At 53.5% G+C, this 22468-nt stretch carries 22 protein-coding genes; 11 read left to right on the forward strand and 11 right to left on the reverse strand.

What is annotated here, in order from left to right; genetic code table 11:
* Positions 1-74: 74 nt before the first annotated feature.
* The gene (locus NNL38_RS12210) at positions 75-1718 is read left to right on the forward strand and encodes a methyl-accepting chemotaxis protein (RefSeq protein WP_255388309.1); all 1644 of its coding nucleotides are present in this window, start codon (positions 75-77) and stop codon (positions 1716-1718) included.
* 131 nt (positions 1719-1849) lie between these two features.
* The gene (locus tag NNL38_RS12215) at positions 1850-3310 is read left to right on the forward strand and encodes an aminoacyl-histidine dipeptidase (protein WP_255388310.1); all 1461 of its coding nucleotides are present in this window, start codon (positions 1850-1852) and stop codon (positions 3308-3310) included.
* Positions 3311-3385: 75 nt separating this feature from the next.
* Here the strand turns inward: NNL38_RS12215 and dinB are convergent, their stop codons facing one another.
* The 11 genes from dinB to bolA all read right to left on the reverse strand — a co-directional run bounded on the left by dinB (position 3386) and on the right by bolA (position 14042).
* On the reverse strand, positions 3386-4471 hold the full coding sequence (dinB, locus tag NNL38_RS12220; protein ID WP_255388311.1) for a DNA polymerase IV: 1086 nt from the start codon (positions 4469-4471) through the stop codon (positions 3386-3388).
* Positions 4472-4640: 169 nt separating this feature from the next.
* Positions 4641-4862, reverse strand: a complete 222-nt coding sequence (nqrM, locus tag NNL38_RS12225) for a (Na+)-NQR maturation NqrM (RefSeq protein WP_255388312.1) — start codon at positions 4860-4862, stop codon at positions 4641-4643.
* A 9-nt stretch (positions 4863-4871) separates the two neighbouring features.
* Entirely contained in the window at positions 4872-5882 is a 1011-nt protein-coding gene (locus NNL38_RS12230) for an FAD:protein FMN transferase (protein ID WP_439651393.1), read from the reverse strand.
* Between the two features lie 145 nt (positions 5883-6027).
* On the reverse strand, positions 6028-7251 hold the full coding sequence (gene nqrF / locus NNL38_RS12235; RefSeq protein ID WP_255388313.1) for an NADH:ubiquinone reductase (Na(+)-transporting) subunit F: 1224 nt from the start codon (positions 7249-7251) through the stop codon (positions 6028-6030).
* A gap of 21 nt (positions 7252-7272) precedes the next feature.
* A complete protein-coding gene (gene nqrE / locus NNL38_RS12240) occupies positions 7273-7869 on the reverse strand; it encodes an NADH:ubiquinone reductase (Na(+)-transporting) subunit E (protein WP_255388314.1) in 597 nt (198 codons plus the stop codon).
* A 7-nt stretch (positions 7870-7876) separates the two neighbouring features.
* Positions 7877-8509, reverse strand: a complete 633-nt coding sequence (locus NNL38_RS12245; RefSeq protein ID WP_255388315.1) for an NADH:ubiquinone reductase (Na(+)-transporting) subunit D — start codon at positions 8507-8509, stop codon at positions 7877-7879.
* On the reverse strand, positions 8502-9293 hold the full coding sequence (locus NNL38_RS12250; protein ID WP_255388316.1) for a Na(+)-translocating NADH-quinone reductase subunit C: 792 nt from the start codon (positions 9291-9293) through the stop codon (positions 8502-8504). The genes NNL38_RS12245 and NNL38_RS12250 overlap by 8 nt, the downstream gene beginning before the upstream one ends.
* Positions 9283-10527: an NADH:ubiquinone reductase (Na(+)-transporting) subunit B gene (locus NNL38_RS12255; RefSeq protein ID WP_255388317.1), complete on the reverse strand. Its 1245-nt coding sequence runs from the start codon at positions 10525-10527 to the stop codon at positions 9283-9285. Before NNL38_RS12255 ends, NNL38_RS12250 begins: the two co-directional genes overlap by 11 nt.
* A 3-nt stretch (positions 10528-10530) precedes the next feature.
* Complete coding sequence (locus tag NNL38_RS12260) at positions 10531-11871, reverse strand: Na(+)-translocating NADH-quinone reductase subunit A (protein ID WP_255388318.1); 1341 nt, start codon at positions 11869-11871, stop codon at positions 10531-10533.
* Between the two features lie 409 nt (positions 11872-12280).
* Entirely contained in the window at positions 12281-13363 is a 1083-nt protein-coding gene (locus NNL38_RS12265; RefSeq protein WP_255388319.1) for a TRAP transporter substrate-binding protein, read from the reverse strand.
* A gap of 364 nt (positions 13364-13727) precedes the next feature.
* A complete protein-coding gene (bolA, locus tag NNL38_RS12270) occupies positions 13728-14042 on the reverse strand; it encodes a transcriptional regulator BolA (protein ID WP_255388320.1) in 315 nt (104 codons plus the stop codon).
* A 215-nt stretch (positions 14043-14257) separates the two neighbouring features.
* On the opposite strand from bolA, the gene NNL38_RS12275 reads away from it, so the two are divergent.
* From NNL38_RS12275 to yajL, 9 genes are all read left to right on the forward strand, one after another.
* Positions 14258-15382, forward strand: a complete 1125-nt coding sequence (locus tag NNL38_RS12275; RefSeq protein ID WP_255388321.1) for a methyltransferase — start codon at positions 14258-14260, stop codon at positions 15380-15382.
* 68 nt (positions 15383-15450) lie between these two features.
* On the forward strand, positions 15451-16020 hold the full coding sequence (locus NNL38_RS12280; RefSeq protein WP_255388322.1) for a YajG family lipoprotein: 570 nt from the start codon (positions 15451-15453) through the stop codon (positions 16018-16020).
* Positions 16020-16574, forward strand: coding sequence for a peptidylprolyl isomerase (locus NNL38_RS12285; protein ID WP_255388323.1), 555 nt, complete (start codon positions 16020-16022; stop codon positions 16572-16574). Before NNL38_RS12280 ends, NNL38_RS12285 begins: the two co-directional genes overlap by 1 nt.
* A 48-nt stretch (positions 16575-16622) precedes the next feature.
* Positions 16623-16985, forward strand: a complete 363-nt coding sequence (locus NNL38_RS12290; protein ID WP_255388324.1) for a hypothetical protein — start codon at positions 16623-16625, stop codon at positions 16983-16985.
* A gap of 129 nt (positions 16986-17114) precedes the next feature.
* Positions 17115-18497 carry an AmpG family muropeptide MFS transporter gene (locus NNL38_RS12295; RefSeq protein ID WP_255388325.1) on the forward strand — a complete coding sequence of 461 codons (1383 nt, stop codon included), beginning with the start codon at positions 17115-17117 and terminating at the stop codon, positions 18495-18497.
* Between the two features lie 348 nt (positions 18498-18845).
* Positions 18846-19637 carry a nucleoside-specific channel-forming Tsx family protein gene (locus NNL38_RS12300; protein ID WP_255388326.1) on the forward strand — a complete coding sequence of 264 codons (792 nt, stop codon included), beginning with the start codon at positions 18846-18848 and terminating at the stop codon, positions 19635-19637.
* A 329-nt stretch (positions 19638-19966) separates the two neighbouring features.
* Positions 19967-20806 carry a nucleoside-specific channel-forming Tsx family protein gene (locus NNL38_RS12305; protein WP_255388327.1) on the forward strand — a complete coding sequence of 280 codons (840 nt, stop codon included), beginning with the start codon at positions 19967-19969 and terminating at the stop codon, positions 20804-20806.
* A 111-nt stretch (positions 20807-20917) separates the two neighbouring features.
* Positions 20918-21823 (forward strand): 2-dehydropantoate 2-reductase, encoded by a 906-nt coding sequence (panE, locus tag NNL38_RS12310; protein WP_255388328.1) that lies wholly within the window; start codon positions 20918-20920, stop codon positions 21821-21823.
* Positions 21813-22433, forward strand: a complete 621-nt coding sequence (gene yajL / locus NNL38_RS12315) for a protein deglycase YajL (RefSeq protein ID WP_255388329.1) — start codon at positions 21813-21815, stop codon at positions 22431-22433. Before panE ends, yajL begins: the two co-directional genes overlap by 11 nt.
* The last annotated feature ends 35 nt before the right edge of the window (positions 22434-22468 follow it).

A 22468-nucleotide genomic window follows, 5' to 3' on the forward strand; every position in this document is an offset into this window, starting at 1 on the left:
TGCACCGCGGCCTCAACCTAATCTAAGCAATGATGGACCTAGAATAATAAACACAACAAGACAAAGGACTGGCTATGGGCATCATACAAAACCTCAGAGTGATCTCGATCAGCCGCCGGCTGTATTTGCTGGGCATCACCATCACCGTACTATCGCTCATCCCGCTCGTCATTTTTGCCTCCAATTATCAATCCAACATGCTGGAGCAAAAACGGATCAAAACCCGTCATTTGGTTGAGTCTGCCCACAGCCTGTTTCGCTTTTATTACGAACAGGAACAACAAGGGCTGCTCAGCCGGGAGCAGGCACAGGCGCAGGCAACCCAGGCTATTGCCGCACTGCGTTATGAAGATAAGGACTATTTCTGGATCAACGATTTAGAGCCGCGCATGGTGATGCATCCATTTAAGCCAGCCCTCAATGGCAAGCCGCTGGGCAGCTTCGCGGATCCGCACGGCAACCGACTATTTAGCGATATGGTCAAAGTAGTCAAAACGCAAGGTGCCGGCTTTGTTGACTATTATTGGGAGAAACCGGGCGCAGATATCCCGGTGGCCAAGATTTCTTACGTCAAAGGGTTTGAACCCTGGGGCTGGCTGGTCGGCTCAGGCGTCTATATCGATGATATCCAAGCCCAGTTCATCTCAGAGGTGAAAGCGCTCGGGCTGATACTGCTCGGCTTTCTGTCAGTGATGTTCGTGATGGCCTCGCTGATCGGCCGCTCGATCACCGCACCGTGCGAGGAAACCCTGGCAGCGATGACAGACATTGCCGAAGGGGATGGCGACCTCACCCTACGCCTGCCGGACCATGGCAATGATGAGCTGGGACGCCTGGCCCGTGCCTACAATACCTTTGCCGATCGGATCTGTGACATGCTCAGAGATGTCGCGCCAGTTAGTGAACACATCAGCTCGACCGCCACCCAACTCAACGCAGTGTCGCGCCAAACCGTTCACAGCGCCACCGAATCCCACACCGGAGTCGACAGCGTGACGGCGGCGATGCAACAACTCCATACCAATAACCAGCAAGTGTCCGGCTCGGCCCAACAGGCAGCTGAAGCCGCATCAATAGCCCATCAGCAAAGCGAAAACAGCATCGCGGTGGTGTCGAACTCGTCAACAGAAATGCATGCCCTGCTCCAGCTCCTCGACAATACCGACGCCAGTGCCCAAGCCCTGGCCAAAGACTCGCAAACCATCGGCTCTGTGCTCGTGGTGATCCGGGAAATTGCCGAGCAGACCAATCTTCTGGCCCTCAATGCGGCCATTGAAGCGGCCCGGGCCGGGGAGCAAGGACGCGGCTTTGCCGTGGTAGCCGATGAAGTGCGAACCCTGGCGACCCGGACCCAAAGCAGCACCAATGAAATCGAAAGCATCATTGACAGCCTACAAGCCCGGGCAACGGAAGTGAGCGAGGCACTACAGCAAACCCGGGAGCAGTCAACCAACACCGCCAGGCACTCCGAAGAGGTCGCCGACGCACTGACCGCAATTGGCCAGCAGATCCGTACCATTCGTGAGCTGAACCAGCATATAGCAGGCGCGAGCACTCAGCAGACCGAAGCCGCTGAAAATATCAATCATAACCTGCTGCAACTGGCTGAGCACAGCCAGACGACAGTTCATCAGGGCGAGCAGATTTCATCGGCCAGCGAGCAGTTACTTGCGAGCGGTCACAAACTCAATCGCCATCTGTCACATTTTAAGATTTAGCTGTCACCGTTTCAGGCACAGTGGTATCCTTGGGGCAATCGCGATAGTTTAATCTGCTAACTTATTTAGCTCATTGGCCGATAATCAGCTAGTGAATCGCTTCAGTCCAAAAGTTTATAAGGGAGACTGCTGTGTCTGAGATCAGTCAACTGTCACCGCAACCAGTGTGGCAATTCTTCGATCAAATCTGCTCAATTCCTCACCCTTCCAAACACGAAGAGCAACTTGCTCAGCACATTATCCGCTTCGCTGAAAGCGAAGGCCTGGACGTGCGTCGTGACGCGGTCGGGAACGTCTTCATCAAGAAACCTGCGACCCCGGGCATGGAAAACCGCAAAGGTGTCGTCCTGCAAGCCCATATCGATATGGTGCCGCAGAAAAATGAAGATACTGAGCATGAGTTCACCCGTGATCCGATCCAGCCGTATATTGACGGTGAATGGGTGACTGCCAAAGGCACCACCCTGGGTGCAGACAACGGTATGGGCATGGCCGCCTGTCTGGCAGTTCTGGCTGCGAAAGACATTGAACACGGCCCGCTGGAAGTGCTGCTGACCATTGATGAAGAAGCTGGCATGACAGGTGCCTTTGGCCTGGAAGCCGGTTGGCTGGAAGGCGATATCCTGCTCAACACCGACTCTGAGCAGGAAGGCGAAGTGTACATGGGCTGTGCCGGCGGCGTCGACGGTGCAATCACCCTGGACATCGCACGTGAAGGCGTGCCTAGCGATCACGCCGGCGCCAAGCTGGTGATCAAGGGGCTCAAAGGCGGCCACTCCGGCTGTGATATTCACACCGGTCGCGGCAACGCCAACAAGCTGCTGGGTCGCTTCCTGTACGCTCACGCCGATGAGTTAGGCCTGCGCCTGAATCACGTAAGCGGCGGCACCCTGCGCAATGCGATCCCGCGCGAAGCATTCGCCCAGGTTTCCCTGCCGGCAGCCAATGTCGACAAACTCAACACGTTATTTGCCCACTACCAGACGATCCTGACTGCCGAGCTGGGCAAAATCGAAACTGATTTGAACCTGTTTGTCGAGCCGGCAGATCGACCTGCCGATGTTATGACCACAGCTGCCCAGCAGCGCCTACTAGCGGTGCTGAACGCCTGTCCGAACGGCGTGATCCGCATGAGCGATGAGATTGAAGGCGTCGTTGAAACCTCACTAAACGTCGGGGTGATCACAACTGAAGCAAACCAAGTGACAATCCTGTGTCTAGTTCGCTCACTGATTGACAGTGGTCGCAGCAACGTCGAGGGCATGCTCAAGGCCGTCGCTGAACTGGCTGGTGCAACATGCGAGTTCTCCGGCGCTTACCCGGGCTGGAAGCCGGATGCCGACTCTGAAGTCATGCACCTGTTCCGTGAAACCTATGAGTCAATCTATGGGAAGAAACCGAACATCATGGTGATCCATGCCGGTCTGGAATGTGGCCTGTTTAAAGAGCCGTACCCGAACATGGATATGATCTCTTTCGGGCCGACCATCAAGTTCCCGCACTCTCCGGATGAGAAGGTCAATATTGAAACCGTTGGTCTGTTCTGGGAGCAAATGGTTGCGATCCTGAAAAATATCCCGGTCAAAGCGTAAACCGCGCTTTCCCGCAAGACGAAGGCGAGTGTAATACTCGCCTTTTTATCGCCTGTGCCCCCTGCCCTGCCGAGGCTAAAATCCTTCGAAAGACAGCTGCTGTGCTTTGATCCCCTGCTCTAGCCCGACGCTGATCCCAATCAAGCGAATTTCCCGATCCTGCTGCCGGGTCAACGCTTCTGTTAACAGCCCGACAAACTGTGCTTTATCCAGCTGGTGCTGGGTATGCTCGACCGTGGTCTGCTGAAAATCGGCAAATTTAACTTTCACGCCCTGCTTGGCAATATTCAGCGCTGGCCTGACCCGGCGCAGGCGTTTTTCAAGCTCCGGGTATAGCCGCTCAACCACTTCCCAGCACTGTTCATAACTGCTGATATTCTGGGCAAAGGTGCGCTCAACCCCGACCGACTTGCGCTCGCGCTCAACCACCACCTCGCGCTCATCAATCCCATGCGCGCGCGACCAGAGCGACTGACCGAACTTGCCAAACTGCTTGAGCAGTAAATGCCGGTCATACTGTTGAACATCCCGCCCGACGTACAGACCTTTCTCATGCAATTTCTGGATGGTTACCTTGCCGACACCCGGGATCTTTTCAAGCTTAAGAGTGGCGACAAAATCCGGCACCTCTTCAGGGATCACCACAAACTGACCATCCGGCTTATTCAGATCGGAAGCGATCTTGGCAATAAATTTAACTGGCGCAATGCCGGCTGACGCCGTCAGATCCAGCTCCTCGCGGATCGCCCGGCGAATATCCTGCGCAATCAGCGTCGCGGAGCCATGCAGCTGCTCACACTCTGTCACGTCCAGGTAAGCTTCATCCAGAGAGAGCGGTTCGATTTTATCAGTATAACGCTGGAATACGGCCCGGATCTGGCGCGAGACTGATTTGTAGACTTCCATCCGGCCCGGAACCAATGTCAGATGGGGACACAGTTGCATTGCTTTGGCTGTCGGCATCGCCGAGCGTACACCGTATTCACGGGCCAGGTAGTTACAGGTACTGAGCACACCACGCTGCTCTGAGCGGCCACCAATGGCAATGGGTACCTCCTTCAGTGCCGGATTATCCCGCATTTCAACCGCCGCAAAAAAGCAATCCATATCAACATGGATGATTTTGCGCGGGTACTGTTGAGGAGAAGAAGGGTTAGCCATGTCCGCTCAATACTCATCATCGATCGCAGCGCGCCGCGAACGTCAGGTAACTGTTTTTATATACAGTAACCATTATAGTGAGTGAAGCGTATCATGGGAAGCCGCAGAGCTGAAAAACAACAACCCCGGCGAACGCCGGGGTTGGTTTCGTTTCACTCAGCGCGAAGAATCAAATAATCTGATTCTTCTTCCACTCTGCAGCACGAGCCGCACGGGCTTCACGGCGCTTACGGGCATCGCATGGTTCCGGACAATCACATTCCTTCTCAATCCCGATACTGCCCAAACCACCACAGCTACCGCTGACAGTTTTGCGTTGGAAAATGTACCCGACCGCCATCGCCGCGATCACCAGAATAAAAACCGCAAAGGTCGTTAAATAGACAACCATGATAATTCTCTACTTCTTCTGCAAATAAGGAACGAAAGCACTCGAGGTAAACTCGCTGAAACCTTCGTCAGTTTTTACCACCAGCAACACAGGCAAGTTTTCCTGCTCCGCCAGGGCCAGAGATTTTTCTTTTCCCATCACCGAGAACGCAGTCGCCAGGGCATCCGCCGTCATACTGGACGGGTGCAGCACGCTGACAGAAACCACGCGATTGGTGATCGGTTGACACGTTTTCGGATCGATCAAGTGCGAGTAGCGTACACCATCTTGCTCAAAATAGTTCCGATAATCGCCGGAAGTCGCAACCGCCATATCCCCGGGCTCAATAATTTCCTGTACAGCCCGACTACCATCTTCGGTCGGCTTCTCAATCGCGATCCGCCACGGTGCCCCTTCCTTGTTATGCCCCTTCAGACGCAGCTCACCACCGATTTCGACCAGGTAGTCCGACACCTGCAGCTCATCAAAATAGTCCGCGACCACATCCACGCCATAACCTTTCGCAATCGAGGACAAATCCACGTACAGATCCGGAATGCCTTTTTGCAGCGACTCACCATGAACCGATAAATGACGGATCCCAACCCGCTGTTGACGCTCGGCGATTTCCTCCGCGGTCGGGCTTCTTTCCGGACGCGCTTCCGGGCCAAAGCTCCACAAATTGACCACCGGGCCAATAGTAACATCTAACGCACCGTCGGTCAGCTTTGCCAAGCGAATCGCTTCGCTGACCACTTTCGCTGTCGCAGCTGAAACCGGCACCGGCGCTGTCGAGCGCGACTGATTAAATTGGCTGAGCTCGGAATGCTTACGGTAGGTCGACATCTGATCATTGACCAGCTCCAGACGGCGATCAATTTCGGCCTGAATCTCTGACGATGGCGGTAAACCTTCCTGCTTAATCAACTTAATTGAGTAATAAGTCCCCATCGTCGAGCCGTTCAAGTGGATCATCTCCCGCTGATCGCTACAAGCCGACATCGTCAACACAAGGGCAAACAAGAGCACACATTTGCTCAAGAACGTCTTCATTCAACAACTCCAACGATACAATACAGAGTACACCTCTGCATCAAACCGATAAAAGCAGCAAGCTGCTGCAAGCTTCAGGACGAAAAAAGGCTGACCCAAACGGGTCAGCCATAGTTTACATCGAGTGGGCTAGTTAGCCACCGAAGTCATCCAGCAGGATGTTTTCGTCTTCAACACCAAGGTCTTTCAGCATGCCAATCACGGCTGCGTTCATCATTGGTGGACCACACATGTAGTATTCACAGTCTTCCGGTGCTTCGTGATCTTTCAGGTAGTTTTCATAAAGCACGTTGTGAATGAAGCCTGTGTAGCCGTTCCAGTTGTCTTCCGGTAGCGGATCAGACAGGGCACAGTGCCAAACGAAGTTATCGTTTTCAGCCTGCAGCATGTCAAAGTCTTCTACGTAGAACATTTCACGCTTAGAACGGGCACCGTACCAGAACGACATCTTACGATCAGAGTTCAGGCGCTTGAGCTGGTCAAAGATGTGAGAACGCATTGGTGCCATACCTGCACCACCACCGACGAAGACCATCTCTGCATCCGTGTCTTTCGCGAAGAACTCACCAAACGGACCTGAAATCGTACACTTGTCACCTTCTTTCAACGACCAGATGTACGAGGACATGATGCCCGGTGGTACGTCTGGGTTGTTCGGCGGCGGCGTCGCGATCCGCACGTTCAGCATGATAATGCCTTCTTCTTCCGGGTAGTTCGCCATGGAATACGCACGAATCGTCTCTTCATTGACTTTTGACTCGTAGCGGAACAGGTTGAACTTCTCCCAGTCCTCACGGTATTCCTCAGGAATATCGTAGTCGGCATACTTCACGTGGTGAGCCGGCGCTTCAATCTGGATGTAACCACCAGCACGGAACGGTACAGACTCGCCATCCGGGATTTGCAGCTTCAGCTCTTTGATGAATGTCGCTTTGTTATCGTTAGAGATAACCGTACATTCCCACTTCTTCACACCGAAGATTTCTTCCGGCAGCTCGATATCCATGTCGGTCTTCACGTTGACCTGACAGGCCAGACGCTCCCCTTCACGGGCTTCACCTTTGGTGATGTGGTCAAGCTCAGTCGGCAGGATGTCACCGCCACCTGATTTCACTTTCACCCGGCACTGGCCACATGAACCACCACCACCACACGCAGATGATACGAAAATACCGTTTCCTGCCAGTGCACCTAGCAGTTTGCTACCCGCAGCGGTTGTAATCGCTTTTTCCGGGTCGCCATTGACTGAGATAGTAATGTCACCTGATGGTACCAGCTTGGATTTAGCGAACAGAATCACTAATACCAGAGCCAGGATAATCAGGGTGAACATGACTACGCCAAGAATAATATCCATTGATTATTCCTTTTATCCTGTTTACAGCTGAACACCGGAGAAGGACATAAAGCCCAACGCCATAAGGCCGACAGAGATGAAAGTGATGCCCAGGCCACGCAGACCGGCAGGAACATCAGAGTACTTCATCTTCTCGCGAATCCCCGCAAGAGCTACGATTGCCAGCATCCAACCGATACCAGAACCGAAACCGTATACCACAGATTCAGCAAAGTTATAGTCACGCTGTACCATGAAAGCTACACCGCCGAAAATCGCACAGTTCACGGTGATCAACGGCAGGAAGATCCCGAGCGCGTTATAGAGCGGCGGGAAGAAACGGTCCAGAATCATTTCAAGAATCTGTACCAGGGCCGCAATCACCCCGATGAAGGTGATGAAGTTCAGGAAGCTGAGGTCAACACCTTGAACCAGCGCGCCATCTTTCAGCAACAGGTTGTAAACCAGGTTGTTGACCGGAATCGCGATCGTCAGTACAACGGTAACCGCAATCCCCAGACCGAAAGAGGTCTTCACTTTCTTGGAAACCGCCAGGAAAGTACACATCCCGAGGAAGAATGACAGCGCCATGTTCTCGATAAAGATCGAGCGAACTAGCAGGCTTAGATAATGTTCCATGTTCCCCTTACTCCTTCGCTTCTACTTGTTCTGGACGGAAGGTACGGATAGCCCAGATCAGGAAACCAATCAGGAAGAAAGCAGACGGCGCCAGCAGCATAATGCCGTTTGGCTGGTACCAGCCACCTTCTGAAATCAGTGGCAGCACCTGCGCACCAAACAGTTTTCCTGAGCCCAGCAGCTCACGGAAGAAACCGACTGTGATCAGAACAAAACCGTAGCCCAGACCGTTGCCGATACCATCGAGCAGTGATGGCAGTGGCGCTGATTTCATGGCATATGCTTCTGCGCGACCCATCACGATACAGTTGGTGATGATCAGACCAACGAAGACAGAAAGCTGCTTCGAAATATCATACACCGTCGCTTTCAGGATCTGGTCAACCAGGATTACCAGAGAAGCGATGATTGCCATTTGGGCAATAATACGCACACTGCTTGGAATGTGGTTGCGGATCAGCGATACGAAAAAGTTCGAAAACGCCGTTACGAAGGTTACTGCCAGCGTCATTACGAAGGCTGTTTCCAGTTTGGTGGTCACAGCCAGTGCAGAACATACCCCCAGGATCTGCAGCGCGATCGGGTTATTACTGATCAGCGGACCAAACAGGACCTTCTTCATTTCTTTAGTATCAGCCATTGTTCAGGCCTCCCTCACGAACCTTAGCCAGGAACGGACCAAAGCCGTTTTCACCCAGCCAGAATTTGAAGGTATTCTCGACACCATTACTTGTCAGCGTTGCACCTGACAGACCATCGATACCATGCTCACTACCTTCCGGTGCGCCGCCTTTCACGACACGGATAGCCGGCTGACCGTTTTCATCAAACAGTTTTTTGCCTTCCCACTGTGCACGCCACTTCGGGTTCTCAACTTCGCCACCCAGACCGGCGGTTTCACCCTGCTGGTAGTAAGTGATGCCCGATACCGTGTTGCCGTCGGTTTCAACTGCAACAAAGGCGTACATCATCGACCACAGACCATTGCCGTGAACTGGCAGGATCAATTTATCCACACCATTGTTGGTGTCGCGTACCAGGTACACCTTGGCAACATCGGCACGGCGAATGATTTTGCCGAAATCGACAGCCGGATCCAGCTTCTCTGACTGTGCCGGCGTTTTCGCGGCATTACGCTGGTCATACTCAGCAGGCGTCAGACCGTCCACAGACTCAACGAAGTTGCCTGTATCCAGGTCTACCAGGCGAGGCTCAATGAACTGCTCGTAAGTCTCTGTGACGTTGATGCCATCTTGCAGAAGGCCGGCAACGGACAGAATATTACGCTGCACATCCAGCTTGGCGTTGTATTGCTGCATTGGACGCAGCATCACTGCTGCAGTTGAAACCACGATCGAGCACACCAGGCTCAGCGTGATAACAACAATCAGCGTCTTTTTAATGCTATCGTTATTACTTGACATGACGAGCCAGTCTCCGTTTGATGTTGCCCTGAACTACTAGGTTGTCAAATAGAGGTGCAAACAGGTTTGCAAACAGGATTGCCAGCATCATACCTTCCGGGAATGCCGGGTTCACCACACGAATCAAAACAGCCATCACACCGATCAGTGCACCGTACCACCATTTACCTTTGTTGGTGAAAGCAGCAGAGACTGGGTCGGTCGCCATGAACATCATCCCGAATGCAAAGCCACCCAGAACCAGGTGCCAGTGCCATGGCATGCTGAACATCGCGTTGGTGTCAGAACCAATGATGTTGAACAGAGTCGCCGTTGCTATCATCCCGATCATGGTACCGGCAATGATGCGCCAGGAAGCAATCCCCATGAACACGATCATCGAAGCACCCAGCACGATAAACAGCGTCGAAACTTCACCAATTGAACCCGGGATACGGCCGATGAAAGCATCCATCCAGCTGATCGCTTCGCCGGTCACGGTGTTGATCAGCGCAGATTGACCGCCGTTCGCCCACTGGCTCAGTGCTGTTGCGCCTGAGAACCCGTCGGCTGCAGTCCAAACCAGATCACCAGAGATCTGAGCCGGGTATGCAAAGAACAGGAATGCACGGCCTGCCAGCGCAGGGTTGAGGAAGTTACGGCCTGTACCACCAAAGATTTCTTTCGCAACCACAACACCGAAGGTGATCCCCAGCGCGGCTTGCCATAGTGGAAGTGTTGGTGGCACGATCAGCGCAAACAGGATCGAGGTCACGAAGAAACCTTCGTTGACTTCGTGCTTACGGACCATACAGAACAGGACTTCCCAGACCCCACCGACAGCAAACACTGTCGCGTAGATAGGCAGGAAGAAGGTCGCACCCAGCAGCATCTTGCTGCCCCAACCGGCGTCGGCAGCCAGGGTTCCACCCAGCATTTGTGTCAACCAGTAGTGCCAGTCCCCTGCGATCACCGCAGCCAGTTGCTCACCAGCATACATGTGGTTCAGGGCAACAATTGCCTGGTGACCTGTATTGTACATACCCCAGAACATAGCTGGGAATACGGCAAACCACACCATAATCATGATGCGCTTCAGATCGATGTTATCACGAACGTGAGCACCGGTACGCGTCACCTGGCCTGGGGTATACAGCAGCGTGGCAACCGCTTCATACAGCGCAAACCACTTCTCATGCTTACCGCCCGGCTCAAAATGGGGCTCGATTTGCTCTAGGAAATTCTTGAGGCTCATGAATTACCCTTCCTTCTCAATCTTGTCCAGGCACTCGCGCAGCAGTGGGCCGTACTCGTACTTACCTGGGCATACAAACGTACACAGAGCCAGATCTTCTTCATCCAACTCCAGCGCACCCAACTGCTGGGCACTTTCAGTGTCACCGGCACACAGGTCACGCAGTAGCAGGGTCGGCTCGATGTCCAATGGCATCACTCGCTCATAGTTGCCGATTGGCACCATGGAACGCTCGGAACCATTGGTCGACGTCGTCATGTTAAACAGCTGGTTCGGGAAGAACTGGCTCAGGAACGCGCGGGTAACCGAGAACTTGTTCTTACCTGGCGCAATCCAACCCATGAATTCTTTCTCACGGCCTTCACGCAATGCAGTCACCTGCAGGTGGTAGCGACCCAGGAAAGCATGTGGACCCGCAGCGTGTTTGCCGTTCAGCACAGAGCCAGACAGCACGCGCAGTTCACCCGGCATCAGCTCGGAATCTACCAGTTGCTCGATAGACGCACCCAGCGTGGTTCGAACCAGGCGAGGATTGTTCACAGCAGGACCAGCCAGAGAAACCACACGGTCAGTGTACAGCGCACCGGTCAGGAACAGTTGACCGAAGGCGATCACGTCCTGGTAGTTGATGTGCCATGCCACATTGGCCAAGTCAGCACCGAACAGCGAATGGATATGCGTCCCGACCAGACCCGCAGGATGCGGACCGTTGAACACATGCTCTTCCACATTCGACTGCTGGGAACGCGGCAGGCTGGCACCGGATTTACAAACCATCACCTTGCCGCTTGTCAGGCGTGACAGCAGCGTCAGACCGGCAACAAAGGCATCGCTCTGTTCGTTGATGATGATTTCCGGATTCGCCGCCAGTGGATTGGTATCCATGGCAGTGACGAAAATCGCCTGAGTTTCAGCGTCGATGGCAGGTACCTTGCTGAAAGGACGCGTCCGTAACGCTGTCCACATGCCAGATTCAACCAACTGCTCTACAATCGCATTACGCTCCAGCTGTGCCAGCTGGTCTGCTTCGTAGCGGTTAAATGTGACTTGCTCATCGCCTTCTGCTTCAATCACAACGGATTGCAGCACACGCTTCGCACCACGGTTGATTTCTACGACCTTGCCGCTGGCTGGAGCAGTGAATTTCACGCCTGGATTCTTCTTATCTTCAAAAAGAACCTGACCTTTCTTCACTACATCCCCTACGCGGGCATGCATTGTAGGACGCATACCAACATATTCTTCGCCAAGCAAGGCGACTCGAGTGATGGCCTTGCCATCATTTATCGCCTGGGCAGGAGTCCCTGCAATTGGGATATCCAAACCCTTTTTTATTGTAATCATACGCACTTGCACTACATTAAAGGGAAAAAGAATTTTCTATTGCGTAATTTAGACACGACTTTCCTTCGTCCGAAGCCGGTTTGAACCCCACCGGCACCGCAACATCCTATTTACTTATCGATCACAGCCTCTGTGACGGATAATTTGAGGCCGCGATTCTATCATTAATCGACGGCTTTTTACTATGCCAAACCACGCTAAACGAGGTGAAAATCAGTGAAGATTTCAAACACAACCCGTTTATAAGGCTGTAAATTTGAGCTAACGCACAATTGTGAACCACTCACTGATTTATCAAGCCAGCATCACCTTGATAACGCTGACCAACAAAAAACCAATAAAATCAAAACAACCACAACAAGAGAGCAACAAGCATCCGTTTCATTCGGTTAGAATCTGTCACAATTTGTTAATCGGCGTTCACATTTCCACCGTTTGAGACCCGGTTATATAGTCGGGTATCGGTCAAAAACTGCTGATAGGATGCATAAATCTGAGCCAGCGCCGGGTCACTTTTGCTTTTTTCGATAAGGAGCTCCCGGGTCAATTGCTTAAGTTCAGCCAGTACCGGCGCAGGAAAACGCCGCAATGCGACATGATGCTCGCGAACCAGCACATCCAGCGCTTGCATATTCTTGACAGTATACTCATCCAGCAAATCCTGGTTCACCGCCCGGGCCGCTGTCACCACCAGTTGTTGTAAGTCATCCGGTAAACTCTGCAGCGCCTGCTGGTTGACCAGAAACTCCAACGTTGTGCTGGGCTCCTGCCACCCCGGATAATAGTAGTATTTCGCCGCATTATGTAAACCGAATGCTAAATCGTTATAGGGGCCGACCCACTCTGCCGCATCAATGGTGCCCGTTTCCAGAGCAGTAAACAGCTCTCCGCCTGAGAGGCTGACCGGGATCCCGCCGGCGCGCTTAAAAACATCCGCCCCATAACCGGGTAACCGCATCTTCAGCCCTTTAAGATCATCAATCGTCCGGATTTCTTTGTTGAACCAGCCCCCCATCTGAGCGCCGGTGTTACCGCCTGCCATCGGGATCACGCCGTAAGGCTCATATAATGCTTGCCACAGGCCAAGCCCGCCGCCATAGTGGAGCCAGGCATTCATTTCCTGTGCTGTCATGCCAAAGGGGACGGAGGTAAAAAAGGGTGCGGCCGGAATTTTATCCTGCCAGTAGAATGCAGCCGAATGGCCCATTTGTACGGTGCCTTTGGCCACAGCATTAAAGACATCAAAACTTGGCACCAGCTCGCCGGCGCCATAAACCCGGATCATCAGACGGCCCTGACTTAACCGGTTCACGATATCGGCAAATCGTTCCGGTGCCACCCCCATACCGGGAAAGCCTTTAGGCCAGGACGTCACCAGCTTCCACTCGATAGCCTGAGCCGACGACACGGCTTGCTCCCCCGGCTCACTGCAAGCCGCCACCGCGCATAAACAAAGTACTCCGAGTAACCATTGACGACAACGCCTCACCATGCAATATCCTTTTGCTTGATTTTCGCCCAATGATATCCAGCCCAGCCTGAAGGCCCACTGAATCCGGGACATAATACCAATCGCAGTAAATAACTGGCTCCGCCGGACTGAATCTCTCAGCCCTGAACAGCGAAGCACCTTACCCAGTATAGCCAGATTGCCAGCGCTGACTCACACCGAAGCAGCACTGAATTGACAACCTTTATGCCGCTTCATCGACGGTAGAGGATTCATCATACGTGAAGGGACGCAAGATTATTGCCCGTCATCTCAAATTTTAAATGTCGGGCATACAATAAATCAATTCGTTAGGATACGGCGGCGAGGTTCATCGCCGCACGAGAAAGAAAGGATGAGAAAAATGCTAGCCCAGCTTGCTACCGCCGCGACACGCCGGCGAGGCAGGCGCTTCACCTTGTTTAGCCTGCCATTCGTCTTCGGTATAGGTATGGATCGCCAGGGCATGAATGTGGTTGGCCAGCTCATCAGCCAGCACGGTATTCACCGCCCGGTGGCGCCCAATCAGGCGTTGGCCGGCAAATTGATCACTGACAATCACCACTTTAAAATGGCTTTCCGAGCCGGTCGGAACATTGTGCATGTAGCTTTCATTGATAACGTCTAGATGGACCGGGGCAAAGGCCTGGTGCAATTTTTCTTGAATGCGATCCTGGATCATAACTCTCCACCCTCAACGCTGACTCACCTTTCCCCCCGCCAGTATTCAGCCAAGCCAAAGACAGCTGTGAAACCATCTGATCGAACCATATCACTGCACGACAGCAGTAAACGTTGGCTAAATTGAACCGCTCGACAAGGGTTTTAGTTTGCAGCGCAGGTATGTTCTGCGAAAATAGGTAACCAAACTGCAAACATACCTGAAAGTAACCGGTAATGAAACCAGAGCTCAACCTGCACGGGCGAACGCTGACCCTCCAGCGCTACCCGGCCAGAACAAAAGAAACGCTCCAGGCATGGGACGCCGCTGACGAGTACCTCATCAACCACGTCCAGGACATGACCCTGGATCCAGGCCGCCCGATCCTAATCATGAACGATAGCTTCGGCGCGCTCAGCTGCTGGTTTGCCAACCAGGGCAAAGTCACCTGTGTCACGGACTCCTTTATTGCCCGCCAGGGATGCATCGCCAACCTCAAAGCCAACCAACTGCCGGATGTTCAAATCATCGACTGCCAGGCCGAGCTGCCGGACAACCCGCAGCTGGTCTTGCTCAAGCTGCCGAAGATAACGCGCCTGCTGACCTGGCAATTGCAGCAGTTGTGTCAGAAGCTGCCGGCGGGGTGTACGGTCATTGCCGCGGCCAAAGCCAAGGATATCCACACCTCAACCCTGAAACTGTTCGAGAAAAACCTGGGCAGCACCAAAACCTCACTGGCGGTGAAAAAAGCCCGGCTCATTTTCTGCGAGGTGAATCCGGCGTTGGCCCAGCCATTACCCGCCCCCCTGAGCTGGGAAGTCCCGGAGCACGGCCTGACCCTGACCAACCATGCCAATGTTTTCTCCGGCGACAGTCTGGATATCGGTGCCCGGCTGTTGCTCGAGCACATTCCCCAGCACCGCAAATACCAGCACATTATTGATCTGGGCTGTGGCAACGGGGTGATCGGCATCAAAGCAGCGCAGCAGAACCCGCAAGCCCGGGTCATCTGTGTCGATGAAAGCTACATGGCGGTCGCATCCTGCCTGGCCAATGCGGCGCTGAACCTGCCCGAGCCGGCACAACTTGAAGCGATCGTGAACAACTGCCTGACCGGTTTCAAACCCGGCAGCGCGGATTTGGTCCTGTGTAACCCGCCTTTCCACCAGCAAAACGCGATCACCGATCATATTGCCTGGCAAATGTTTTGTGATGCAAAGCAAGTTCTGACATCCCATGGCGAGCTGATCGTGATTGGCAACCGTCACCTGGGCTACGATGGAAAACTAAAGCGTTTATTTGGTAACGTATCGGTCATGGCCCAGAACAACAAATTCGTGATTTACCAAGCCAGAAAGTAAATTCGCCATTGATACATGTATTGTTGCGGCTGAACCTTCCTGCCGCAGTTAGTAAGGATAGAAAATCGATGAAAAAGCTTCTTATTGCCGCCACGGTCATGGCACTGACCGCCTGCTCTGCACCGTCGGAGCCACAACTAACCCTGAATCCGACCCCGGTGATTGCCCAACAGCCGGCAGCCTCAGGAAAAACACTAAACCTGGAAAGTCGCGATCTGCGCACCGCCCAATTCGTTGCCGTGGTCGACAGTGGCCGTCAAAATGTGCAGCCGCTGCACGCGACGCAGAACCTGCGGATCACCCTGGAGGATGCCCTGTCCCGTCAGCTGAGTTCACAAGGCTACAGCATAAGCCAAGACGGCAAAGGCACCATGCGGCTGGATATTCTGGAAGCCATGGTCAATGTCAAGCACAGCGTAATGAGCCACGAGCTGAGCAGCAAGCTGCAGCTACAATTGGTGGTCGAAACCCCGACCGGCAAGTTCGTCAAGCGTTATGCCGGTAAATCGGAACGCAACGGGGCCATGAGCGCATCGGTTGAAGATATGGAACTGGCCCTGAATAACCTGATGACTGCCGTTCTGAAGGATATCTACGCCGATCCTGAGCTCAACAGCTACCTGCAGGAGAAACTATAATGCGCCAAGCCTTGCTGGCTCTGCTTCTGAGCCTTGCGCTGCCGGTCAGTGCCGCCACACAAGTCCTGGTCTCCACCAGCTTGGGGGAGTTTACCGTCCAGCTGGACGAGAAGAACGCGCCTATCTCAAGCGAGAACTTTCTGCGTTATGTGGAAGACGGCAGCTACGTCGGCACCATTTTTCACCGCGTGATCCCGGGTTTTATGGCCCAGGGGGGCGGCTTTGACCAGGATTTCAATCGCCGGGATACCTATTCGCCGATTAAAAACGAATCCGCCAACGGCCTGAAGAATGAACGCGCCAGCATTGCCATGGCCCGCACCAATGCGCCGGACTCTGCCACGCGTCAGTTCTACATCAATTACAACAATAACGCCTTCCTGGATGCCCGCGGCAACCAACCGGGTTATGCCGTGTTCGGAAAAGTTGTGAAGGGGTTCTCAGTTATTGAAAAAATGGCTGAAATTCCTACCACAACCGTTCGTTCGATGGGTATGAAAGATGTCCCGCTGCAACCTATAGTTATTAAAGCAATAACGATTATCAAAAAGTAAGCGGACGTCACCTGGTCGTTCGCCTACCGCAACGACCAGGTGGCCCTTATGCTCAAACTGATTTCCTCCCAACCAGAACCTTCTTCGCAACAGGTCGATCAGCACATTGCAGATTACGCGCCGGCCCTGGCTCTTTGCGCACTCGGTGTCCTCTGTGGCGAAGCAGATTACGATACCCTGAAAAAAACCTGCACCGAGCACCTCCATGACTGGTGGAAAATGTCGGTTCCTGCCGGTACCCCGGCCAACCGCTATGAATCAGCTTACTGGTATTTGCTGCATTTACTCGAATCCCTGGAAGAGCACCAGCTGCTCGGTAACCATTTCATTCAGTTCAAAGTCACCACCACGGCGCAGTTTTTGCTGGGCGTGGGTGAGCATCAGAAAAAAATGCAGGGGATCCGCCCTTAGCGAGCACCTGTCTCCCGGTCCCCGGATCTAACCCGGCCTTCTTTTTTACCCGCATTTTACTGAAGTGCGATGCAACTTCATCTTATAATCGGCACACGCAAACACAACCATATCAATACTGAGGGAACCATGTCGCAATCACTTGAGGATAAGCGCCTGGGCTGGCGGGTCTATCTGGAGAAAAAAGTCCTGATCATGCTGGCGCTGGGCTTCTCATCAGGCCTGCCGATCCTACTGGTCTTCGGCACCCTGTCTTTCTGGCTCCGGGAAGCCGAAGTCAGCCGAACCGACATCGGCTTTTTCAGTTGGGTCGCACTGGCCTATGGATTCAAATGGATCTGGTCCCCGCTGATCGACCGCTTTCCAGTGCCGCTCCTGTCGCGGTTGCTCGGCCGGCGCCGCGGCTGGATGGTCTTCTCCCAGCTACTGATCATCGCCTCTCTGTATGGCATGGCGATCAGCAACCCGCAGGTTGATCTGATTCAGTTAGCGATTTTTGCCGTGATTGTCGCCTTCTCGTCCGCCTCACAGGATATCGTGATCGACGCCTACCGGATTGAAATGGCTTCAGAGCGCCTGCAGGCTGCACTGGCCGCAGCTTACATGACCGGCTACCGGCTGGCGATGATTATGGCCGGCGCCGGGGCCATGGCCCTGGCCGCCTGGTTCGGCTCCGACACCGAATACAATGCCCATGGCTGGCAAGTTGCTTACTTCAGCATGGCCGGGCTGATGCTCGTGGGTCTGATCACCGCTTTATGTATTCACGAGCCAAGCATCGACAGCTCGGCCGTCGACAACATCGAGCGCCAGATGCGCCAGCAATTGCTCGACAAAGGAATACCCGCTCTCCCGGCCCGCCTGACGGCCTGGTTTTATACCGCTGCTGTGCTGCCGTTTCAGGATTTCTTTACCCGCTACGGCCGCGAAGCATTGCTGATCCTGGTGCTCATCGGAACCTACCGGATTTCAGATGTGGTGATGGGCGTGATGGCCAACGCCTTTTACGTCGATATGGGCTTTAGCAAGACCGAAGTGGCCTCCGTTTCAAAAGTATACGGGGTGATCATGACCTTGCTGGGGGCCGGACTGGGCGGGATTCTCGTCAGTAAGTTCAAGACTTTGCGGATCCTGGCGCTGGGCGCAATTCTGGCAGCATCGACCAATATCCTGTTTATGATTTTCACCTATATGGGCAACAGCCTGACCATGCTGACCCTGGTGATCTCGGTGGATAACCTCAGTGCCGGCATCGCCACCGCAGCCTTCATTACTTACATGTCAAGCCTGACCAACGTCGCTTTTTCTGCCACGCAATATGCCCTGTTCAGTTCCATTATGCTGCTATTTCCGAAATTTATTGCCGGATTTTCGGGCGTCTTTGTCGACAACTTTGGCTACAACGTGTTTTTCTTCTCCACCGCACTCATCGGCCTGCCGGTTCTGATGCTGATTTATGCGGTCAGCAGGCACCAGAAAGTCAGTGTGCAAACACGCTCTGAAGTGACCTAATCGCAGCCCACCTGCATATGCCTGAACATTGGGAGGTGTTTTGTTGAAGACAAGCCCCTCCCATTTCTGTTTTTGGATACCAGTGATGTAAAACTGGGCTCCAAATCGGCCATTAGATGACGTATTTATCACTTAGTTCAGAAAATTCTCATTGAAAACCGTAAAAATAACGATCTTGATCACCAAACACCGAAAATGTAATCGATATCAAAAGATCATGATCACATTTGGCAAATGATTGCGCAATCGTTACATTCACAACAGTGACATAAAACCATAGAATCTCTCCACAACGAAACGGGCCGCAAAAGAGCCTGATACCAATACACAATGAGCGAGAGTTTACCCATGCGCAAATCCCTAGTAGCACTGAGCGTGCTGGCAGCAACTGCCCTGCCGGCCACCGTTAACGCCGCCGATTATTCTGACGACATTCACAAAAACGACTATAGCTGGTCACAATTCAACCTGATGTACGCTATCAACGAGCTGCCAGGCGAATCAGATCACGATTACATGGAAATGGAATTCGGTGGTCGCTCGGGAATCTTTGACCTGTACGGTTACGTTGATGTGTTCAACCTGAGCAGCGACAAAGACAGCGACAAAGCTGATGCTGAAAAAATGTTCATGAAGTTTGCACCACGCATGTCTCTGGACGCAGTGACCGGCAAAGACCTGTCTTTCGGTCCGGTTCAGGAGCTATACATTGCCACGCTGATGGAATGGGGTGGTAACTCTGGTGTGAACAACCAGAAAATTGGCCTGGGTTCAGACGTAAACGTGCCATGGTTAGGTAAAATTGGCCTGAACCTGTACGCCTCATATCGTGGCAACGACCACGAGTGGAACGGCTACCACCTTGCGACAAACTGGTTCAAGCCATTCCACTTCTTTGACAACGGCAGCTTCCTGTCTTACCAGGGTTACATCGATTACGAATTTGGCCTGGACGATGGCCCGAACACTGGCGGCGCAAGCAGCGGTGGTGCCATGTTCAACGGCCTGTACTGGCACTCAGATCGCTACGCTGTCGGTTACGGCTTGAAAGCCTATAAAGATATCTATGGTATCAAAGACTCTGATGGCTTCAAGTCTACAGGTGTTGGCCACTATGTCTCTGTCACTTACAAGTTCTAAATGACAAGCTCCTGTATCTTCAAAAGCACCCGCAAGGGTGCTTTTTTGATCCGGCTCTCAATGTTAAGAGCATAATTATTTTCAAGACAACCCCGCTTTCTCCTTCATTTCCCAGAATTTTTTAATCCAAGACCCTGACTGGTTTTTAAGAATCACGCCTTGCCCCTAAGACAGCCCGCCTGTCTGAGCCCGATGCACTAGCCTTTGCAGTAGGCGCGTATCACTCCATTTTTATAACAACGCGCTTCGCAGGGGGACAGCCGTGCACCCGACCCAGGTGCTTTGGCAGAGCCCCCGAAGCAATGGCACTTGGCTAGCGAGATCTCATCATGAACAGAACTTTGGCAGCTTTCAGTATCAGCGCCGCTCTTACCCTGCCGGGCACCAGCGTCGCGGTCGATTACTCCGATGACATCCACAAGAATGATTACAAATGGTTCACACTCAATTTGATGCAAAGCATCAACAACCGGATTCCCTTCGGCTTCCAGGATGATACTTACTTTGAAATGGAATTCGGCGGCCGTTCCGGTTGGCTGGATCTTTACGGCTATCTGGATGTCTTCGATATCCTCAACTCCAGTCAGTCTGATCGAAACAAACCGGAAGGCACCGATGACTTTGCCGACAACTTTTTCCTGAAGTTTGCCCCCCGCTTCTCTCTGGACGGCATCAGCGGCAAAGATCTCTCCTTCGGCCCGGTGATGGAGCTATATATATCAACGCTCACCAATGTTGGTGATAACGCGCTCTTTGAGCACTATATTGGCCTCGGCTCTGATGTGCAGGTGCCCTGGTTCGGAAAAATGGGCCTCAATACTTACGCCCGTTATGTGCGGGAGAACTTTGGCGCCGACAATGAAGGCGAGTGGGACGGCTACATGATCTCCACCAACTGGTTCAAGCCCTGGCTCACCCTCAGCAGCGGTGATTTTGTGACTTATCAGGGTTATCTGGACTACAAGTTCGGTGCCTCGAAAATTTCCGATGATATCAACCGGACCACCACTGCCGTAGAGTGGTTCAACGGCATCTATTACCACACCCCGCAATGGGCCTTCGGCTATGGCCTGAAGTACTACCACAATATGGCCCTGTTTAAAGATGGCGGTTTTGCTGGCGACACCACCGGCTTTGGCCACTACCTCTCAGCCAACTACAAATTCTGATCCGGTTTGCAGCGTAAACGGCACAACGTGGATGTGCCCCTTTCCCCATTCAGTCGCTGTCAGAGAACGTGATATGCTGAGCGCAGAACTGATCAAGTAAGGATACCCGAGTTGAACCTGACCATTGTCGGCGCCGGCGCCATTGGCCGCTTATGGGGATGTCACCTGAGCCTGCACCACTCAGTCCATTTCTGGACCCGGGATAATGCCCGCACACTTTCCCTGACCTTTAATCCGCTGGAGAACGCCTCCCGGCCGCAACCTTATCACTTTGCAGCCAACCAGCCCGAGCAATTACAGCAAGCCGACTGTGTGTTGCTGACCGTCAAAGCGTTTCAGGTGGAGCAAGCGCTCACATCGATTTTGCCGTATCTGCCCCCTACAACCCCGGTGGTAGTCATGCACAACGGGATGGGAACCCATCGGATGGCTTCAGCGCTGCTCCCAGACAACCCGCTGCTGTATGCCACAACCGCCCAGGCAGCCTATCGCCCAAGTTCGGCGCAGCTCAATCACACCGGGCTCGGGCCCACCTGGCTCGGCGCCATGAATCCGGCAGGTCATCAACAAAAGCACCTGGCCGAAGCGCTGCAACAGGCGCTGCCACCCTGCCAATGGCATGCGCAGATCCTTACCCCGCTGTGGCAAAAGCTGGCGATCAATTGTGCGATCAATCCGCTCACCGCCATCGCGCAATGCCGCAACGGGGATCTCGCCCAGGCGAAATATCACTCACGGCTGGATGCTATCTGCAACGAAGTTGCTGCTGTGATGCGCGCTGAAGGGATTGCAGCCGACAGCACAGCCCTGCGCCGCCAGGTCGATCAGGTGATAAAAAATACAGCCGCAAACTATTCGTCGATGAATCAGGATATTTCCCAGCACCGGACAACGGAAATCGACTATATTACGGGATATCTGATTGACCGGGCACAGGAACACGGCATCGCGGTTCCGGAAAATACCCGGCTGTGGCAGCAAATCAAACAACTGGAGCAACAAGATCATGACGCATGAAGCTCAACAGCGCCCAATCAAAGTCGCCGTTTGTATCGCCCCCGGCAGCGAGGAAATGGAAGCGGTGACGACCATCGACATTCTGATCCGGGCCGGGTTTCAGGTCACCATCGCCAGCGTCGCCTCGGACGGCGCGCTGATCATGCCGGGCTCTCGCGGGATCAAGCTGGTCGCCGATGTGGCACTCGTGGCGATTGCTGACGAGCCGTTTGACTGCGTTGTGCTGCCGGGCGGTGCCGCTGGCGCCGAGTGCTTTCGCGACAGCCCGTTGCTGATCGAATTTGTCGATCAGCACAAACATGACGGCAAGTTGATTGCTGCCATCTGCGCAGCACCGGCCGTGGTGCTGGAACACCACCAACTGTTCCCGAAAGCCCTGATGACCGCCCATCCGGCCTTTATTGAACAAATCCCGCAAGATCGCCGCCGGAGCAAACGGGTGGTCTATGATATCAACCATCGCCTGCTGACCAGCCAGGGGCCGGGGACGGCACAAGAGTTTGCCTTTGAGATCATCAACCACCTGGCCGGAAAAGAGCGGGCTGCCGAAGTGGCCGAACCAATGGTGGTCTGGCCGAACATGCACTACACCGTGCTGCCGCGGAAATAGCGACAGCAAGGAGAATATTCCGAAGCCTGAAAACA

The organism is Photobacterium atrarenae (genome assembly GCF_024380015.1).
GTDB classification, from domain to species: domain Bacteria; phylum Pseudomonadota; class Gammaproteobacteria; order Enterobacterales; family Vibrionaceae; genus Photobacterium; species Photobacterium atrarenae.

Excerpts from the sequence above, each read along its gene's own strand:
- NNL38_RS12265 (WP_255388319.1), bottom strand. The coding sequence starts at position 13,363 with ATGGTGAGGCGTTGTCGTCAATGGTTACTCGGAGTACTTTGTTTATGC.
- NNL38_RS12290 (WP_255388324.1), top strand. The coding sequence starts at position 16,623 with ATGCTCAAACTGATTTCCTCCCAACCAGAACCTTCTTCGCAACAGGTC.
- NNL38_RS12305 (WP_255388327.1), top strand. The coding sequence starts at position 19,967 with ATGAACAGAACTTTGGCAGCTTTCAGTATCAGCGCCGCTCTTACCCTG.
- dinB (WP_255388311.1), bottom strand. The coding sequence starts at position 4,471 with ATGGCTAACCCTTCTTCTCCTCAACAGTACCCGCGCAAAATCATCCAT.
- NNL38_RS12295 (WP_255388325.1), top strand. The coding sequence starts at position 17,115 with ATGTCGCAATCACTTGAGGATAAGCGCCTGGGCTGGCGGGTCTATCTG.
- NNL38_RS12285 (WP_255388323.1), top strand. The coding sequence starts at position 16,020 with ATGCGCCAAGCCTTGCTGGCTCTGCTTCTGAGCCTTGCGCTGCCGGTC.
- nqrM (WP_255388312.1), bottom strand. The coding sequence starts at position 4,862 with ATGGTTGTCTATTTAACGACCTTTGCGGTTTTTATTCTGGTGATCGCG.
- NNL38_RS12275 (WP_255388321.1), top strand. The coding sequence starts at position 14,258 with ATGAAACCAGAGCTCAACCTGCACGGGCGAACGCTGACCCTCCAGCGC.
- NNL38_RS12260 (WP_255388318.1), bottom strand. The coding sequence starts at position 11,871 with ATGATTACAATAAAAAAGGGTTTGGATATCCCAATTGCAGGGACTCCT.
- bolA (WP_255388320.1), bottom strand. The coding sequence starts at position 14,042 with ATGATCCAGGATCGCATTCAAGAAAAATTGCACCAGGCCTTTGCCCCG.
- yajL (WP_255388329.1), top strand. The coding sequence starts at position 21,813 with ATGACGCATGAAGCTCAACAGCGCCCAATCAAAGTCGCCGTTTGTATC.
- NNL38_RS12255 (WP_255388317.1), bottom strand. The coding sequence starts at position 10,527 with ATGAGCCTCAAGAATTTCCTAGAGCAAATCGAGCCCCATTTTGAGCCG.
- NNL38_RS12250 (WP_255388316.1), bottom strand. The coding sequence starts at position 9,293 with ATGTCAAGTAATAACGATAGCATTAAAAAGACGCTGATTGTTGTTATC.
- nqrE (WP_255388314.1), bottom strand. The coding sequence starts at position 7,869 with ATGGAACATTATCTAAGCCTGCTAGTTCGCTCGATCTTTATCGAGAAC.
- NNL38_RS12300 (WP_255388326.1), top strand. The coding sequence starts at position 18,846 with ATGCGCAAATCCCTAGTAGCACTGAGCGTGCTGGCAGCAACTGCCCTG.
- NNL38_RS12280 (WP_255388322.1), top strand. The coding sequence starts at position 15,451 with ATGAAAAAGCTTCTTATTGCCGCCACGGTCATGGCACTGACCGCCTGC.
- NNL38_RS12245 (WP_255388315.1), bottom strand. The coding sequence starts at position 8,509 with ATGGCTGATACTAAAGAAATGAAGAAGGTCCTGTTTGGTCCGCTGATC.
- nqrF (WP_255388313.1), bottom strand. The coding sequence starts at position 7,251 with ATGGATATTATTCTTGGCGTAGTCATGTTCACCCTGATTATCCTGGCT.
- NNL38_RS12210 (WP_255388309.1), top strand. The coding sequence starts at position 75 with ATGGGCATCATACAAAACCTCAGAGTGATCTCGATCAGCCGCCGGCTG.